Annotated in this window: 16 protein-coding genes and 1 pseudogene; all 17 read right to left on the bottom strand. The window is 51.0% G+C overall.

The features are described from left to right. Positions 1 to 496: 496 nt before the first annotated feature. Positions 497 to 1,684 (bottom strand): pyridoxal phosphate-dependent aminotransferase, encoded by a 1,188-nt coding sequence (locus HMPREF0080_RS02045; protein WP_006789477.1) that lies wholly within the window; start codon positions 1,682 to 1,684, stop codon positions 497 to 499. Between the two features lie 15 nt (positions 1,685 to 1,699). Further along, positions 1,700 to 2,884, bottom strand: a complete 1,185-nt coding sequence (gltS, locus tag HMPREF0080_RS02040; RefSeq protein ID WP_006789476.1) for a sodium/glutamate symporter — start codon at positions 2,882 to 2,884, stop codon at positions 1,700 to 1,702. 49 nt (positions 2,885 to 2,933) lie between these two features. Beyond that, positions 2,934 to 3,353, bottom strand: a complete 420-nt coding sequence (locus tag HMPREF0080_RS02035; RefSeq protein ID WP_006789475.1) for an aconitase X swivel domain-containing protein — start codon at positions 3,351 to 3,353, stop codon at positions 2,934 to 2,936. 3 nt (positions 3,354 to 3,356) lie between these two features. Further along, positions 3,357 to 4,568 (bottom strand): aconitase X, encoded by a 1,212-nt coding sequence (locus HMPREF0080_RS02030; protein ID WP_006789474.1) that lies wholly within the window; start codon positions 4,566 to 4,568, stop codon positions 3,357 to 3,359. Positions 4,569 to 4,581: 13 nt separating this feature from the next. Beyond that, positions 4,582 to 5,232 carry an RraA family protein gene (locus HMPREF0080_RS02025; RefSeq protein ID WP_006789473.1) on the bottom strand — a complete coding sequence of 217 codons (651 nt, stop codon included), beginning with the start codon at positions 5,230 to 5,232 and terminating at the stop codon, positions 4,582 to 4,584. 12 nt (positions 5,233 to 5,244) lie between these two features. Beyond that, positions 5,245 to 5,910 carry an RraA family protein gene (locus HMPREF0080_RS02020; RefSeq protein WP_006789472.1) on the bottom strand — a complete coding sequence of 222 codons (666 nt, stop codon included), beginning with the start codon at positions 5,908 to 5,910 and terminating at the stop codon, positions 5,245 to 5,247. Between the two features lie 19 nt (positions 5,911 to 5,929). Further along, on the bottom strand, positions 5,930 to 6,613 hold the full coding sequence (locus HMPREF0080_RS02015; RefSeq protein WP_006789471.1) for an RraA family protein: 684 nt from the start codon (positions 6,611 to 6,613) through the stop codon (positions 5,930 to 5,932). An 89-nt stretch (positions 6,614 to 6,702) separates the two neighbouring features. Next, positions 6,703 to 7,365, bottom strand: a complete 663-nt coding sequence (locus tag HMPREF0080_RS09015; RefSeq protein ID WP_006789470.1) for a GntR family transcriptional regulator — start codon at positions 7,363 to 7,365, stop codon at positions 6,703 to 6,705. Positions 7,366 to 7,654: 289 nt separating this feature from the next. Continuing rightward, positions 7,655 to 9,067: a class II fumarate hydratase gene (gene fumC, locus HMPREF0080_RS02005; protein ID WP_006789468.1), complete on the bottom strand. Its 1,413-nt coding sequence runs from the start codon at positions 9,065 to 9,067 to the stop codon at positions 7,655 to 7,657. A 65-nt stretch (positions 9,068 to 9,132) separates the two neighbouring features. After that, on the bottom strand, positions 9,133 to 10,410 hold the full coding sequence (purD, locus tag HMPREF0080_RS02000) for a phosphoribosylamine--glycine ligase (protein WP_006789467.1): 1,278 nt from the start codon (positions 10,408 to 10,410) through the stop codon (positions 9,133 to 9,135). Continuing rightward, the gene (locus HMPREF0080_RS01995; protein ID WP_050808798.1) at positions 10,410 to 11,015 is read right to left on the bottom strand and encodes a hypothetical protein; all 606 of its coding nucleotides are present in this window, start codon (positions 11,013 to 11,015) and stop codon (positions 10,410 to 10,412) included. The genes purD and HMPREF0080_RS01995 overlap by 1 nt, the downstream gene beginning before the upstream one ends. A 14-nt stretch (positions 11,016 to 11,029) precedes the next feature. Next, a complete protein-coding gene (gene purN / locus HMPREF0080_RS01990) occupies positions 11,030 to 11,641 on the bottom strand; it encodes a phosphoribosylglycinamide formyltransferase (RefSeq protein ID WP_006789465.1) in 612 nt (203 codons plus the stop codon). After that, a pseudogene (purM, locus tag HMPREF0080_RS01985) lies at positions 11,634 to 12,706 on the bottom strand (phosphoribosylformylglycinamidine cyclo-ligase). The gene purN and the pseudogene purM overlap by 8 nt, the downstream one beginning before the upstream one ends. Further along, complete coding sequence (purF, locus tag HMPREF0080_RS01980) at positions 12,684 to 14,111, bottom strand: amidophosphoribosyltransferase (RefSeq protein ID WP_006789461.1); 1,428 nt, start codon at positions 14,109 to 14,111, stop codon at positions 12,684 to 12,686. Before purF ends, purM begins: the two are co-directional and overlap by 23 nt. 23 nt (positions 14,112 to 14,134) lie before the next feature. Then, complete coding sequence (purE, locus tag HMPREF0080_RS01975) at positions 14,135 to 14,629, bottom strand: 5-(carboxyamino)imidazole ribonucleotide mutase (protein WP_040346877.1); 495 nt, start codon at positions 14,627 to 14,629, stop codon at positions 14,135 to 14,137. Positions 14,630 to 14,868: 239 nt separating this feature from the next. Further along, positions 14,869 to 15,330 carry a hypothetical protein gene (locus HMPREF0080_RS01970; RefSeq protein ID WP_006789459.1) on the bottom strand — a complete coding sequence of 154 codons (462 nt, stop codon included), beginning with the start codon at positions 15,328 to 15,330 and terminating at the stop codon, positions 14,869 to 14,871. A gap of 108 nt (positions 15,331 to 15,438) precedes the next feature. Beyond that, positions 15,439 to 16,692, bottom strand: coding sequence for a diaminopimelate decarboxylase family protein (locus HMPREF0080_RS01965; RefSeq protein ID WP_006789458.1), 1,254 nt, complete (start codon positions 16,690 to 16,692; stop codon positions 15,439 to 15,441). Between the last annotated feature and the right edge of the window lies 1 nt (position 16,693).

The raw sequence follows: 16,693 nt of genomic DNA, 5'->3' as shown, positions 1-16,693 counted from the left end.
ATAAATTGGGTGCAGATCATTCTAAGCGGTCTTTACTATGTTCGTGTAGTTGCATGAAACACCTTGAGATAACGGCCCCAAAAAAGCTTCTAAGTATATCCCAAAACAGCTTCAAACCGCTTCAAACCGCTTACAAAAAGGGCCTGACTCTCTTTGAACAATTTCTTAAAGACCATGCTATTGTTCATCAAAAGATTCAGCCCTATACACCCCGACATAATGGTAAGGCGAAACGATCCCACAGAAAGGACAATGAGGAGTGAGGAGGAGTGTTAAGCCGCCCGTACGTTTTATTCCTTTGCTGATTCAACGACTTGTTTACACTAAAATATCCAGCCGACCGACGTGTTGCACGACCACCTGTCGATATCTGCACGGAGCATTTTCGAAATCAACCGAATAAATAAAACTTTGCCAATAACATCAAGTATAATACAGAAACGGAAGTATTTGCCCCTACAACCAGATTACAGTGTTGCTGATCTGCAGCATATCATCAATGAAGTTTCACCAGCGCCGCTTCCAGACGGTCCATACCTTTTTCTATGGCCTCCATGGAGATGGAGTAAGCAAAGCGGACGCACTTCGGCATTTCAAAAGCAGCGCCGGGGACAATCGCGACGCGTGCCTCGTTCAGCATGTAGTTGCAGAAATCAAACGAGTCTTTGATGAGTTGTCCATCTATAGTCTTTTTCCAGTAGTAGGCGGAAACGTCCGGCATCAGGTAGAATGCGCCGCCGGGCTTCGTGCAGGTTACATCCGGAAACTTTTCCATGCGTTCAAGCATATACACCCTGCGTTTGGCAAACTCCTGCCGCATCGCTTCGACATCATGGGCGCAATCTTTGAGCGCGGTAATACCAGCGTACTGCACAAATGTCGTGGAATTGGTTGTCGTGTGACTTTGAAACGCCACCATGCCCTTTGTGATTTCCATCGGAGCCGCCGCGTAGCCAAGCCGCCAGCCGGTCATGGAATATGCCTTGGAAAAACCGTTGATCGTAATAGTACGCCGGCGCATCTCCGGCAAGAGCGAAGCAATGCTGATATGCTCTACGCCGTCGTAGATAAGCTTTTCATAAACCTCGTCTGATATAACATAGAAATCGTGCCGGATAGCCAGATGCGCCAGATGCATTAGCACGTCGAGTGAGTATACAGCGCCGGTCGGGTTGTTCGGCGTGTTGATAATCACAGCCTTCGTGCGCGGTGTAATAGCGCTTTTAATCTCTGCAATGTTCAATTGGAAATCTGCCATCGTTCTGACAAACACAGGTTTGCCGCCCGCCAACTTTACCATCTCGACATAGCTGACCCAGCAAGGTGTCGGGATAATCACCTCGTCGCCCGGATTGCAGATTGTCATCATCGCATTGTAGAGCGCCGCTAATGCACCTGTGCAAACGCAGATTTCCGACGGTTCATAGGAAACATTGTTGTCCTGCTCCAACTTTTCACAGATAGCTTTCCGTAGCGGCAGTATACCACCCACGGCAATATACTTGGTGTTGCCGTCCAGCATTGCCTTCGTGCAGGTATCCATGATTTTCCGCGGCGTCTGAAAATCGGGCTCTCCAAGGTTAAAGGACACGACATCAAGCCCCGCTGCCTTCATTTCGCTGATTTTTCCGCCCAGCATACTCGTCGCCGAGGGCGCCATAGCAAGTATTCGCTCAGATACCATTATACTTCCTCCTGTTTACCCGAAGATATTCATAAATACAGTAATGGCGGTCGAATTTACAATGTCGGCAAGCATGCTGCCCACAATAGGAACGATCAGAAATGCGCGCGGCGCCGGACCGTATTTGGAAACCACAGCGCTCATGTTTGCGATAGCGTTAGGTGTTGCACCGAGACCAAAGCCGCAGGCGCCGGATGTCATAACGGCAGCATCATAATCGCGCCCCATAATATTGAAAATAACGAAGTAGGCAAATAGGCCGCAAATCACCGTCTGGAACAACAGCGTCACAATCATCGGTACAGCCAAATCGACCAGTTCCCAGATCTTCATACTCATCATCGCCATGGACAAGAACAGATATAGCGCGATATTACCGGTCATTTCGATTTCCTCGTCTGGAAGCTCAATTTTCTTTGCATCACAGAATCCCCGCACAAGGCAACCCGCAGCCAGCGAGCCCACCGCAGCAGAGAAGGTCATCAACTTGCCGATGATGCTGGAAATAATCTGACCTGCGCCAACGGACAACAGTAACAGCGCCACGGCCAGCATCAAACTCTTTTCGTTCAGAGACTTCTTTTCCGTCTCATCCAGCTTTTCCGTACAGTCGCTGAGCTCAAACTTTCCCTTCTTTTGCAGCTGCAAAATACGCAGGCGGGCAATCGGCCCTCCAATCATGCAGCCGGCAATCAGACCATAGGTTGCGGCTGCAACCGATGCAGACGCCGCAGCGGGAACACCCATATCCTCAATCAGCTGCCCGAAGGATGCGGCGGTACCGTGACCGCCAACCAGCGAAACTGAACCAATCGCCGTGCCCAGCAGCGGGTGCTTTCCGAAAAGCTTCATCATCATAGCGCCGAAGCCATCCTGAATGATGCACAACGCTGCAACCGCAAAAAAGATAATCACAAGCCCAATGCCGCCTTTTTTCAGTACCTTCCATCTGGCGTTGAAGCCGATGTTGCAGAAAAATATCAGCATACAAACCGTTTGTAGCGTCGTATCCAGATTAATAATCATTGCTCCCGTCACGCGCAAAACAGTAATAATCAATGCGGCAATCATGCCGCCGATCACAGGGGAAGGAATACAATATTTCTGAAAGAATGTCACTCGATCGCGGATAAACTGTCCAAGATAATAGACGACCACAGCAAGGGCTATGGTATGGTACATGTTCATACTGATTTCCATGGCTCTTTCTCCTCTTTATCTGTTTTATCTCTATATGCCGATTCAGCCTCTATGTCTCTGTATGCTTGATAACCTCTACAACTCCGTTTGTCGCATCGACTTTTACATAGTCGCCGGTTTCGATTTTGGAAATGTCAATTTTATCGACCATAGGAAAATCAGAGACGATTGCGCCGATGACAACGATGGATTCCGCTTCAATATTGACAATGGCTGCGGGGCCCACTCCGCGCTTAACTGCATCATACAGCATATAGGACCCCCCTGTTGAGCCCTTGGATGACGGGAAACAGAGAATTTTTCCCTGCATGCACATGCCTTCGAGTTCATGCCCGCGCTCAATAATATAACCAGTCTTGGGGTTCGTGCTGCCCATAAAGGAAATGCAATCATGTTTTGCCACAATCGCATAGCCCTCGGCGTAGCCCTCGACAATCTTTCTGCCTTGCATGACGATTTTTTCTTCCATATCTTACGCCTCCTCCCCAAGTGCAGTCTTTACGCAGTCTTCAAGCTGTATAAGCTCAGAGTCCATGTTCCACAAACCGCGGATATAGTGCGCAAGCTTACCGGAGTTCGTCGCCACGCCACGATAACCCTTGGGGCTGGTCGGACAGAGGATAGGACAGGTATCTCGCACAAATGTCACACCCGCGTCTACGAGTGTTTTCACATAGCCCATGCGCTCTACCAACGCATAGATCTGATGCGATAGGCAGACCCACATGTCAATCTTCACATGCTTGCCTTCCACAAGCTTTGCAATCTCGACAACCTCGTTGATTGTGCAGTGCGGACACCCGATGACGACCAGGTCCGCCGGCTCTCTAAGTGTGAAAAACTTCTCCACCTCGGTGTATTCTTCCTTGCCAAAGTACACGGTTTCGTACTCATCCTTCAAAACCACCTCTTTGCTCGGCGCTTCGGGTGTGAATCCCTCGATATGGTAGAGCGCAATACCTCCCGACGAAGCAAGCGCCGCACCCAGTGCCTTATACTGCTCGACGATCGGACGTTCGGTAATGCCCGTAAAGCATGGAACTTTGTTGCCAACCTTGTTGCCGACGTAGTAGCCCATTACGGCAAAGTCGCGATTCGTTTTCAGAGAATAGTCCACCTGAATCAGGTGTGTCGCACAGCGGTTTTCATTGAGATGGAAGCCGTATTCCGGCACACAGCCGCAGACTGCAGCCGCCAACGCCGTCGGACCGCCTTCACGATTGGTACGTGCACCGATGACAGAGTTTACGTAGATGATGGCACTCGACTCGCCCCATGCCACATGTTCGCCGAAGCCAGGACAGCCGCCGACTACATACGGCGTGCAGGTGTAGGTCGGAATTGCGCCCATCCTTTCATATGCCTCGTTGAGTTTGAGCTGTCCCTTGCAAAATTCCTTGTCAAACTGCAACGATTCCATGTCGAAACAGTCGATGCCGATAGTGTTAAGTGTGGACGGCACGCAGAAACTGCCCTGCTCGCTCGCATCGCACACATACTCCAGGCCTGCGTCACCCGCCACACGATACGATACGCCCGGAAAGTGAACGTTTCTCACCTTGACCATCCGCTTTGCACCGTAAATTTCGCCGAGCGTCACAAGTACCTTCATACACTTCTGCGTTAGCGGTCCCCGTTTACCGTCAAACATCTCCTGCTCTGCCGGGGTCAGATACATTGCCATTGGTGTTGCCTCCTTATTTTTCTTTCGTCTGTAAATGATGGTAACCGGTCATGGCGCGTGCTTCCTTGAGTTTATAGCCCTTCGCAACCAGAGCGAGAATCTCCTGCTCTTTGCGGTCGATGTTCTCAGCAATTTCCGCAACCTCTTCCGCACGGCTCTGCGGCACGACAACAACGCCCGTGTCGTCACCGATGACGATGTCACCCGGGCAAACCTGAATATCGGAGAGCGTAACGGGAACGTTCACTGCATCAACATATACGCGGTCCTTACCGGTGCGCATATAATAGCCTTTAGAGAATACAGGGTACCGGCACTCAAGAACCGCCGGGATATCGCGGCAGACCCCATCAATGACCGTACCGGTAATGCCGTATTTCTTGGCGGTCTTTGCCATGATGTCACCCCAGACGGTGCAATTGTCGCGACCCGCGTTGTCAATGACGATAACCTGTCCCGGCTCGACGTCGTCCAGGAAGTCACCGACCGTGCCCTTGACAGCACCGCAGGGGGCATAGTGAACGGTGAAAGCCCGACCGCAGATTTTTTCTCCGCTCTGAACCGGCTTGATGCCGTAAACGCTACATTCAATACCAATTTTGTCCATAGCGTCAGAAACACAGGTAGTGTCCAGCTTTTTGAAACGTTCAATAATCTGATCCATGTTATCTGTCCCTCACTTTTGCAGCATTTTATTGTAGTTGTACTTGGCGTCGGCAGCAAGAATATCCGCGCCTGCCTTGATTTCAGCTATCATGTCTTCTTCCTTCTGCCAGAGCTGTTCCGCCTTTTCCAGGATCTCAAGCATCTTCTCCTGCGGCACGCAAACAATACCGCTGCTGTCGCCGAAGATGATATCGCCCGGACGGACCTGGACGCCGCCGCACTGGATCATTTGATTGGTGCTCTCTTCAATGACGCGGCCACGGGCCGTGCAGATAACCGTGCCGCGTGCATAGACAGGGTAGTCCGCATCGATGCAGTCATCCAGATCGCGGCAGCAACCGTCGATAACGGTGGCGGCCACTCCCTTGATCTTCGCGGCATTAGCAAGGATTCCGCCCCAACATGAGCTGTCCATTCGGCCTCCGTTGTCAATGACGATAACGTCACCGGGCCTGGCAGAGGCGATGGCGTTCATACCGAGATGTGTTTTTTGAGGTATTTGGCCGGCGGCGATCATGCGCATCGTGACGGCAGGACCGACAATCTTCCGCCAAGCAGCCTGCAACGGGTGGATACCGAAAGTAAAACCGCGCATCCCGAGTGCGTCCATGGCATCCGATAGATTAGTGGACGACAACCGTTCAAAGCGTCCCCGTAGTTCCTGTGTGAATTCCATGTTTCATCCTCCTTTGCGCTTACGAGCGCTCTACAATTTCACAGCCGATTTCCTGTAGCTTTTCATCCACCCACGGACGAAGATATGTACCGTTCTCCAGTTGTGTTTTCATAATGTTTGCTTCCTTTTCCATCACCGCGTTCGCCGCTTTCAGGATCGCGTCCGCCTCGTCCGGGCGGACGAAGAGCATGCCGTCTGCGTCGGCAACAACGATGTCTCCCGGATGTACAGTTCTGCCACCGAAAGAAATGACAGTGTTGATCTCACCGGGGCCGTTTTTATACGGGCCATTCGGTGTCACGCCGCGCGCATAAACCGGAAAATCCATCGCAGCAATTTCCACCGCATCACGGATGCTTCCGTCAACAGCAATCCCTGCAATGCCGCGTATTTTACAGTAGTGTGCCATCAATTCCCCAAAGATGCTGCGCTGAATGCTTCCGCCAGCGTTAATGACGATCACATCTCCGGGTTTTGCCAGATCCATCGCCTTATGGAACATCAGATTGTCGCCTTCCGGTACCTTGACCGTAAACGCCGCGCCGAGTAGTTTCGGCTTTCCCATCGGCACAATCTCCGCCCGTACCGCCGCGATTCTTCCCATGCAATCGTCCAGATTCGCAACCGAAATCTCACGGAAGCTTTCGATTAATTCCCGCGCAGGGCGCTCAAAATCCAGCACAATTTTACAGCCAGTAGCCATTTTATACCTCTCAACAACACCATAGTATTATAATTGTATACAATGCGATTGCTTTTTTATACCGCCCTGACGAGCGGTATAAAATCAAGTTACGTTCCAAGCTTCTCCACCCGCAAGCGCTGGTAAGCACGCAAGCTGCTCTGCTCCACATTCTCCAAGTGACGCTCCAAAAAGATTGACGCTTTCTGCAAATCCATTTCCTCAATCATATCCAAAATCGCCAGATGCTCTTCACACGAGCTAAGCAGGCGTTTCGGCGTCTGCGCCGAAATTTTCCGGATAGCCTCCAACTGCACATCAAGCGATTTCAGGATTTCATGTATTTTCGCGTTGATACAGTATTTGGTGATCATATTGTGCAGTGCCGTGTCACTCGCATAATACGCCTCAACCGGAGACTGTTCTGTCAGTTCCAGAAGCAGCGCACGGACAGCGTTGATCTCTTCCGGCTTGACTTGTTTGACGCAACTTTTGAGCGCATAGAGTTCAAAAATTTTTCGGATTTCGCAGCTTTCACGAATATCCTCCTGCGTATAGGGACGGATGAAGCTGCCAAGATTCCGAATTTTTGTGACAAAGCCTTCCGCTTCCAGCCGCCGTAGCGCTTCGCGTACAGGCGTCCGGCTTATGTGCAGCTCCGTGCAAATCGCATCCTCAACAACTGGCGCGTTGGGTGCCAACTCGAACGTAATAATACGCTCAAGGATATACGCATATGCACGGTCACTTAGAGACTCCTTCTTTTCTTTCAATGGAAGTACCTCGTTTTTTATTATATATTTATTGTATACAATAAATATGAACAGGTCAAGACAAAATGTAAAATTCAGTAAAAAACGCTAAGACGATCAGTTGTTTTTTATTAAAAAACCACGCTGCTGCTTTTCCGCAGACTAAGGTATTTTCTACAGAGCATTTACGATTGCCCTCAATCAGTTTAATGAATACGGTCTTGTAAACATAGACATGAAAACTCCTTGTCCTTGTCAAATCTCTTTACGGAAATTTTTTCAGCAGAAAGACGTTCTGCAGAACCGTCCCTTACGAATTTCCGTGGCGGCTTTCATGACGGACCAGTCCCGCCAATGCCGCCGGATCCATGCAGTTGTCGTAGTCTTCTTCCGTTACCCAACCGGTCGCGACGGCGGCTTCCCGTAAAGTCACCCCTTCCGACACCGCTTTGCCGGCAATAATGCAGGCCTTGTCATAGCCGATGAGGGGGACAAGGCCCGTAACGAGAATAAGGCTCCGGCGGAGGTTTTTATCAATCTGTTCATAATTCGGCGTAATGCCGGCAATACAGTGTGTACCGAAGGAATTCATTACATCCGTTAAAAGACGCACTGTCTGTACCATATTATAGGCCATAACGGGCATAAAAACATTCAGCTCAAAATTCCCTTGACTGGCGGCGACACCCATGGTCGTATCGTTGCCCATGACCTGTACGGCCACCATCGTGACGGCTTCACACTGCGTCGGATTAACTTTTGACGGCATGATGGAGCTGCCAGGTTCATTAGCCGGAATAATGAGTTCGCCTATACCGCAGCGCGGCCCCGACGAAAGCCAGCGGATATCATTTGCAATCTTCATGAGGTCACAGGCAAGAGCTTTCAGCATGCCGTGGACAACGACAATTTCATCTTTACTGGTCAAAGACTGAAATTTATTCGGTGCCGTATGAAAGGCTTCACCCGTCAATTCACTCAACGTTTCGGCAAAGAGCACGTCATACCCTTCAGGACAATTGATACCTGTGCCGACGGCGGTCCCGCCCGCGGCGAGATCGCGCAGATAATCGATACCGCAACCGATCATTTCTTCATTGCGCTGAATCATACGCGCCCAGCCGCTGAATTCCTGCCCGAGCGTCAAGGGCGTCGCATCCTGCAAATGAGTCCGTCCGATTTTCACAATATACCGATACTCTTCAGCTTTGGCAGAAAGTTTATCATAAAGATCCCTCATGGCAGGCATCAAATCATTACGAATCAGAAGAAGCCCCGCCACGTAGAGAGCCGTCGGGAAGATATCATTTGAACTCTGCGAACGGTTGACATGATCGTTCGGATGCACACTTACAGGCATCCCTTTTCCCGCAAGGATTTCCATGGCTCTGCGGGCAACGACTTCATTGACGTTCATATTAAACTGTGTGCCGCTGCCGGTCATCCACACGGCAAGAGGGAAATTACCGTCCAGTTTGCCTGCCAAAATATCGTCACAAGCTTGAATAATGGCCTCAGCCCGCGCTTCGTCAAGGTGGTTCAATTTTTTATTGACAAGAGCGGCCGTTTTTTTCAGATATGCAAAAACCGTAACCATCTCGACCGGAATCTTTTCCGTGCCGATTCTGAAGTTTTCAAGGCTCCGTTGTGTTTGTGCACCCCAAAGCTTTTGTGCCGGCACTTTCACTTCTCCCATTGAATCCTTTTCCATGCGGTACTCCATACTGTCTGTCCTCCCTTATCAAAAAACGGACCGTGCCGGTTCATGCCGGTCGATCCGCCTTTGTATTACTGTAAACGGGTTAACCCTTTTTTACCGATATCCCTGCGGAACTGCCGGCCTTCAAAAGAAATTTCCTTCACTGCCGCGTAGGCCTTATGAACGGCTTCCTTCAAATCATCCGCCAAGGCCGTCACGCCGAGAACGCGGCCGCCGTCGGTAATGTAATGGCCGTCTTTCAGGGCCGTGCCGGAATGGAAAACAACAGTACGTTCACGGCTTTCAGCCGCATCAAGGCCGCTGATACGATCGCCCTTACGGGACGACTCCGGGTACCCTTCGGATGCCATGACAACGCAGCATGCCGCGCCGGCATGCCATTTGATCATGGACGGATCGAGTTGCCCCGTTGCGCAGGCATACAGGATCTGTGCCAAGTCGCCGTCTAAAAGAGGTAGAATAACCTGCGTTTCCGGATCGCCGAACCGGCAATTGAATTCGACGACCTTCGGCCCTTCAGCCGTAAGCATCAGGCCGGCGTAAAGGCAGCCGCGATACGTGATGCCTTCGGCAGCAAGCCCTTCTATCGTCGGTTTTAAAATTGTTTCATATACGTTTGCGCGTATCTCGTCCGAAACGGCCGGAACGGGGGCATACGCCCCCATGCCGCCCGTATTGGGGCCCCTGTCGTCATCAAAGATGCGCTTATGATCCTGTGCGGCTATCATCGGCACAATAGTTTTACCGTCAACAAAAGCCAGGAGGCTTACCTCTTCGCCGCGCATGCATTCCTCCACGACAATGCGGCCGCCGGACTCACCGAAAATTTTATCTTTCATCATGGCGTCTACTGCCGCCAACGCTTCTTCCGCAGTCTGCGCCACGACGACACCCTTGCCGGCGGCCAGACCGTCCGCTTTGACGACGATGGGGGCCCCTTTTTTACGGATATAGTCCTTCGCGGCCGCACCGTCTGTAAATATTTCATAGGCCGCCGTCGGCACGCCGTATTTTTTCATCAGTTTTTTGGCAAAGCTCTTCGAGCCTTCCAGCCGTGCGGCCGCTTTATTCGGTCCGAATACGGCAAGGTCCTTCTTTTCCGCAACATCCGTAATTCCTTCCGTCAACGGAACTTCAGGCCCGATAACGAGGAGATCTACAGCCTGTTCCGCGGCATAATCCGTAATACCCTCCAAATCACCGAGCGGCAGCGGCACACATCGGGCAAATTCAGCCATGGCCGCGCTGCCGGGAATGGCATATACCGTTTCAACGGACGGGCTCTGCTTTAATTTCCATACTAATGCATGTTCGCGGCCGCCGCCGCCGATAACAGCAACCTTCATCAGTAACCGGCCCCCTTCTTCACTGTTTCAGATAAATACATTGCAATAGCCGTATCGTATTCGGCCGTATGCCGGAAAGCATCCCGGGCCAGTTCCAAACGATACGCATCGGAAAATCCGCCGTATTCCTTCAAAATATCGATGATCTCACCGTATTTTCCCGGATTCGTGACAACAGCGACAAATCTATTGTTTTTAGCTGCCGCACGGATCATACAGGGACCGCCGATATCGATATTTTCAATTGCTTCCGCCAACGTCACAGACGCTTCGGCAATCGTTTCCCTGAAAGGGTACAGATTGACGACCACCAGGTCGACGGGCATAATACCGTACTCTTTCATAGCCCGTACATGCTCCGCGTTATCGCGTACGGCCAGGATGGCGCCGTGAATCTTCGGGTGCAGCGTTTTAACGCGGCCGCCCATCATTTCGGGAAACCCCGTAACATCGTTGACGGCCGTAACGGGAATCCCCGCTTCCCGCAGTGCTTTCATCGTACCGCCCGTAGAAATGATTTCCACATCCATAGCGGTCAATTCTTTGCCTAATTCTACGATCCCCGTCTTATCGGAAACGCTGAGCAGTGCCCGCTTAATTTTCACGCCGTTTCCTCCTCTCATGCTTTTATTCTTACCTTATTGCCGGCCACTTCCAGCTTATCATCACAAAAAAGTGAGACGGCTTTAATATAGGCAGGGTGTTCCTTTGTTAAAATGCGCGCCGCCAAGGTATCGGCCGTATCCTCTTCCAATACGGGAACCGTATCCTGAACGATAATAGGCCCCGCATCCATATCGGGAACGACAAAATGAACGGTACAGCCGGCAATCTTCACACCTGCGTCAAAAGCCTGTTTTTGCCCGTGCAGCCCTTTAAAGGACGGCAGGAGCGCCGGGTGAATATTGATTATACGGTTTTCATAAGGCTTGATAAAACGGCCGCTCAAAATACGCATAAATCCGGCAAGACAAATAAGATCCGCCCGTAAAGGCGCGATCCGTTCCGTAATATAAGCTTCAAAGTCGGCCTGCGTGGCAAAGCTCCCGCGATCCGCCACAATGACGGGGATATTCCAGGATTTTGCCGTCAGCACAAAAGGAGCGTCCGGTTTGTCACAGACAGCGCCGACAAATTCACCGTTTATCGCACCGTCCTTCGTCGCTTTATACAGAGCTTCCGCATTGGATCCCCTGCCGGAGGCGAAGACGACAATGCGCTTCTTAGCCATTAAAAACGCCTCCCCCGAGCACAACTCTGTCCGCCCCTGCTTTTACGGTCCTGCCGATGACGTATGCTTTTTCATTGCGGTCGGCCAAATTTTTCATGACGGCGGACGCATCCCCGGCATCGACAATCATAATCATGCCGATACCCATATTAAACGTTCTGTACATTTCCGGCCAGGCAACATCGCCCCATTTTCGGAGCAGCTCAAAAACAGGCAGGCGCGGCCATGCGGTAACATCAATTTCCACACCGATGCCGTCGGGAAGAACGCGAGGGATGTTTTCATAAAAACCGCCGCCTGTAATATGTACCATCCCCTTAACGGTAAAATTACGGATGACCGGCAGACACGGGCGCGGATAAAGCCGGGTCGGCGTCAACAGGCTTTCGCCGACGGACATGCCCAATTCATCTATATAGTCGGTCAATTTCATGTTCATGCGGTCAAGGACGATTTTACGGACTAAAGAAAAACCGTTCGAATGAACGCCTGTAGACGGCAGGCCGATGAGGATGTCCCCTTCACCGATCGTTTCACCCGTAATAAGCCTGTCCCTGTCGACAATACCGACGCCGAAGCCCGCAAGGTCATAGTCACCGTCGCCATAGAATCCGGCCATTTCGGCCGTTTCCCCGCCGAGAAGGGCACAGCCCGATTCTCTGCAGTCCCGGCAACGCCCTTGACAACGGCGGCCACCTGTTCCGGCTCAAGCTTGCCGACAGCTATATAATCGAGGAAAAAGAGAGGTTCCGCGCCTTGAACGAGAATATCGTTAACCGACATGGCAACACAGTCCTGCCCTACCGTGTCATGCTTATCCATCATGATGGCGAGGCGCAGCTTTGTACCGACACCGTCCGTACCGCTGACGAGAACGGGCTTTTTAATATGGCTGTTCACGAGAGAGAAAAGGCCGCCGAAGCCGCCGAGATCACCGAGAACTTCCGGACGATACGTCGCCTTTACGGCATCTTTCATCAGTTCGACCGCCCGGTTGCCCGCATCGATATCAACGCCGGCGGCGGCATAGGTTAAGCTTTCTTTAGCAGTTTCCTTCGAGTGCATATTTTTCTCCTTCCTCATTGGCCGGGACTGCAGTAGGATAGTCATTATTGAAACAGGCCAGGCACATATCTTCCTTCGGAACAGCGGGCATCGCCCTGGCAAGGCCGTCAAAAGAAATGAAATGGAGTTTGTCTACGCCGATATACTTACGGATTTCTTCCACATTCAAATCGGCTGCAATCAACTCTTTACGAACGGATGTGTCAATACCGTAGAAGCACGAATATTTAACCGGCGGCGCCGATACGCACATGTATACCTCTTTTGCGCCCGCCTCGCGGAGAAGCTTGCAGATAATGCCGCTTGTCGTACCGCGAACGATCGAATCGTCGACCATGACGATTCGCTTTCCTCCGACGACCGACCTGACGACGTTTAACTTCATGCGTACGGCCAATTCACGCTGCTTTTGATTCGGCTTAATAAAGGTACGCCCCATATAGCGGTTTTTAATAAGACCGTGGTTGAACGGGATACCCGACGCCATAGCATACCCGATAGCCGCCGTCGTGCCGCTGTCAGGGACGGAAATAACAAGGTCCGCTTCATAACGCGTTTCATTCCACATTTCTCTGCCCATGTTGAGACGCGCCTGATAAACGTCCTGGCCGTCGATGCTGCTGTCGGGACGGGCGAAATAAATATATTCAAAGGAACAGACCTGTTTACGGGCGGCATGAGTAAAGAGGACCGATTTCAACCCGTTTTCACCGATCTCGATGAATTCACCGGGTTTTACGTCGCGCACGAATGCGGCGCCGAGAGCGTCAAGAGCACATGTTTCCGACGCAAGAACGTACCCGCCCGTTGCCGTCCTGCCGATACAGAGAGGGCGGAAACCGTGGGGATCACGAGCGCCGTACATTTTCTCCTTTGTCATCAAGACGAGCGAATACGCGCCGTCAATCTCTTTAACACTGTCAATGATGCGTTCTTCAACAGTCGGTTTCCTGCTGCGGCTGATGAGATTAACGATAATTTCGCTGTCCATGGTCGTCTGGAATGTTTGTCCCGCATTTTCCAGCATGTCACGCAATTCACGTGTATTCGTCAAATTACCGTTATGCGCCAGAGCAATTTCCCCCATGGATGTATACACGGCCAAAGGCTGTATATTGCGGGGATTATTCGATCCGGTCGTCGAATAGCGGACGTGGCCGATGCCGATATGGCCGCCTTCATTGTCGGGTACGCCGTTTTCAAAGACAGTACTGATAAGGCCCATACCGCGGTAGGTGTGAATATTCGTACCGTCTGTCAACGCAATACCGCCGCTTTCCTGACCGCGATGCTGTAACGCGAACAGCCCCCAGTACACATACCGCGGTATATCCAATTCTTTATCAAAAATGCCCAGGACACCGCATTCTTCATGGAATTTATCCCATATCGGATCGTACTGCATATATCCTCCTCAACGAAAACATCTTATGCGTGTTGTAACTGTTTTTGGAAGGCGGCGTTTTTCGCAATGATCTGTTCAGTCATATTTTCACGATATTTTTTATACTTGGCGGCAAGGGATCTGTCCGATACGGCCAATATTTGAAGCGCCAGGAGCGCCCCGTTTTTGGCGCCGTTAACGGCGACGGTCGCAACGGGAACCCCCGTCGGCATTTGCACCGTGGCAAGAAGAGCATCCATACCTTTAAAACTGCCGCCTTCCAAAGGTACGCCGATAACGGGAAGAGTCGTAAAAGCCGCAACAATGCCCGCTAAATGAGCGGCCATGCCCGCACCGGCAATAATACAGCCGATACCGCGGTCCGCAGCGCCTTCCGCAAATTCTTTTACCGCTTCCGGCGTACGATGCGCCGAGGCCAAAAGAACCTCACAGTCCACACCGAATTCCTCACATATTTCCAACGCGCCCCGCATCACCGGTAAATCGGAGTCACTCCCCATTACCAAGCCGACTTTCATATAAAACGCCTCCCCGGAAAAACAATAAACCCCGGTAGAAAACATATGTCTCCGCCGGGATTTTTACACTACGATACACTATGGGCGCAACAACAGGACAGGTTTATAAACACAGCTCCGAATGTTGATAACATGCCGCATCTCCCCACAGGTAAAAGGATTAAAATACACTTTCATTCTACCAACAAAGGGCATTCCTGTCAATTCGGCCCCTTTTTGCCCCGTCCCGAAGGTTCCGCCTATTTTCCCATTTTTCTGTCCGTCCAGGAAAAAAGGAGCCCCACAAAAAGACCGCCCGCAAGAGCGCTGCCTGTTTCAAAAGGCAGGGTGTACGTCATCATGGGGAAATAATAGGCAGTAACTTGTATTCCTCCAAAAATAAGCGCCCCTGCAAAAAGGACGGCAAATATCCCCGCGGGGACAGTCAGTTTTTTACCGGTTCCCTGCCAGTTTTTTTTACGCCGCTTGCCGAAAATCGCATGGCTTATAAAAAATGCAAGAAAAAATACGGGCCACCATATGAGCATATTTTTAGCCACGACAGCCGTGACAGTGACGGCCCAGACAAGATATAACGCATTATGTATAACCAAAGCCTTCAACTGCACCGTTTTTTTATGGCGGCCGTATATGATACCTGAAAAAAGCGTAATACAGACAATAATCTGAAATCCCGTGCACATATCAAAAAGACTGACCATATATCCGGCCTCCTGAAAAATATTTTTTTATTTATAATACCATGTAACCTCTCTGTAGCCAAACAAAAACAGGCACTCCACGGGAATGCCTGCGAATTTACATTGACATTACAGGTCGGAAAAATCGAGGGTTGCGAACAGATCCTCCACCGTTTCGGGCCGGCGAATCTGCGTTACGCTGCCGTCTTTATGCAGGGGCAGTTCAGCCGAACGAAGCTTGCCGTTATAGTTGAATCCCATAGAATGGCCGTGCGCGCCTGTATCATGAATGACGAGGATATCTCCTTCCGTGATTTTCGGCAGCCTGCGGTCAACGGCAAATTTATCACAGTTCTCGCAAAGCGAGCCGGTTACGTCGTAAACATGGTCGGCCGGGGCGTTTTCCTTGCCCATGACCGTGAGATGATGATACGCGCCGTACATGCCGGGACGCATGAGATCCGCCATAGAAGCGTCCGTGCCGATGTATTGTTTCCAAATATCTTTATGATGGATGGCTGTCGTTACAAGATACCCGTAAGGTCCCGTAACAGCGCGGCCGCATTCAAAAGAAAGGCGGACCGCGTCAAGGCCCGCGGGAAGCATAATCTTTTCATATTGCTCCTTAATACCGCCGCTCAACACATCATAATCGACAAAACTTTCCTCCGGACGATAGGGTACGCCTATACCGCCGCCGAAGTCAAGAAATTCAACGGCAACGCCAAGCTTCGTCTGAACCTCCACAGCCAATTCAAACATCATCCTGGCCGTATTGATAAGGCCCTTGACGTCAAGCTCATTGGAAACGACCATCGTATGAAGGCCGAAATGGCGCACGCCTTTCTTGCGCAGCCCGGAGACGGCTTCAAAAATCTGTTCACGCGTCATACCGTATTTAGCTTCTTCCGGTTTGCCGATAATATCGTTGCCGCTTTTCAGAAGCGGGCCCGGATTATACCGCAGGCAAATCCATTCGGGCAGGGGCCCGTTTTCGGCAAGGAAGTCTATCATCGTAATATCATCCAGATTGATGAGCGCCCCTAACTCCATGGCCTTGGCAAATTCCGCATACGGTGTGTCATTTGCGGAAAACACGATATCATGACCGGAAATACCTACTTTTTCGCAGAGCATCAATTCAGGCAGGGAACTGCAGTCGGCACCGACGCCCTCCGCTTTGAGCAGCTTCATAATATACGGGTTCGGCGTGGCCTTGACGGCGAAATATTCTTTAAAATCGGGTACCCACGCAAAAGCGTTGATGAGCTTGCGGACATTAGCCGCAATAGCGTCTTCATCGTAAATGTGAAACGGTGTGGGATGTGATTTGATAATTTCCCGAATCTGTGCCTCGGAGAAAGGAAGTTTTTTTTCATTCATA

It is taken from the genome of Megasphaera geminata F0357 (assembly GCF_000239275.1).
Lineage (GTDB): Bacteria > Bacillota > Negativicutes > Veillonellales > Megasphaeraceae > Megasphaera > Megasphaera geminata.
The sequence above is the reverse complement of the archived record's forward strand: the minus strand, read 5'-3'. Positions and strand labels throughout refer to the sequence as shown.

Coding starts and splice junctions, on each gene's coding strand:
- HMPREF0080_RS02045 (WP_006789477.1), bottom strand. CDS start 1,684: ATGGTATCTGAGCGAATACTTGCTATGGCGCCCTCGGCGACGAGTATG.
- gltS (WP_006789476.1), bottom strand. CDS start 2,884: ATGGAAATCAGTATGAACATGTACCATACCATAGCCCTTGCTGTGGTC.
- HMPREF0080_RS02035 (WP_006789475.1), bottom strand. CDS start 3,353: ATGGAAGAAAAAATCGTCATGCAAGGCAGAAAGATTGTCGAGGGCTAC.
- HMPREF0080_RS02030 (WP_006789474.1), bottom strand. CDS start 4,568: ATGGCAATGTATCTGACCCCGGCAGAGCAGGAGATGTTTGACGGTAAA.
- HMPREF0080_RS02025 (WP_006789473.1), bottom strand. CDS start 5,232: ATGGATCAGATTATTGAACGTTTCAAAAAGCTGGACACTACCTGTGTT.
- HMPREF0080_RS02020 (WP_006789472.1), bottom strand. CDS start 5,910: ATGGAATTCACACAGGAACTACGGGGACGCTTTGAACGGTTGTCGTCC.
- HMPREF0080_RS02015 (WP_006789471.1), bottom strand. CDS start 6,613: ATGGCTACTGGCTGTAAAATTGTGCTGGATTTTGAGCGCCCTGCGCGG.
- fumC (WP_006789468.1), bottom strand. CDS start 9,067: ATGGAGTACCGCATGGAAAAGGATTCAATGGGAGAAGTGAAAGTGCCG.
- purD (WP_006789467.1), bottom strand. CDS start 10,410: ATGAAGGTTGCTGTTATCGGCGGCGGCGGCCGCGAACATGCATTAGTA.
- purN (WP_006789465.1), bottom strand. CDS start 11,641: ATGGCTAAGAAGCGCATTGTCGTCTTCGCCTCCGGCAGGGGATCCAAT.
- purF (WP_006789461.1), bottom strand. CDS start 14,111: ATGCAGTACGATCCGATATGGGATAAATTCCATGAAGAATGCGGTGTC.
- purE (WP_040346877.1), bottom strand. CDS start 14,629: ATGAAAGTCGGCTTGGTAATGGGGAGTGACTCCGATTTACCGGTGATG.
- HMPREF0080_RS01970 (WP_006789459.1), bottom strand. CDS start 15,330: ATGGTCAGTCTTTTTGATATGTGCACGGGATTTCAGATTATTGTCTGT.
- HMPREF0080_RS01965 (WP_006789458.1), bottom strand. CDS start 16,692: ATGAATGAAAAAAAACTTCCTTTCTCCGAGGCACAGATTCGGGAAATT.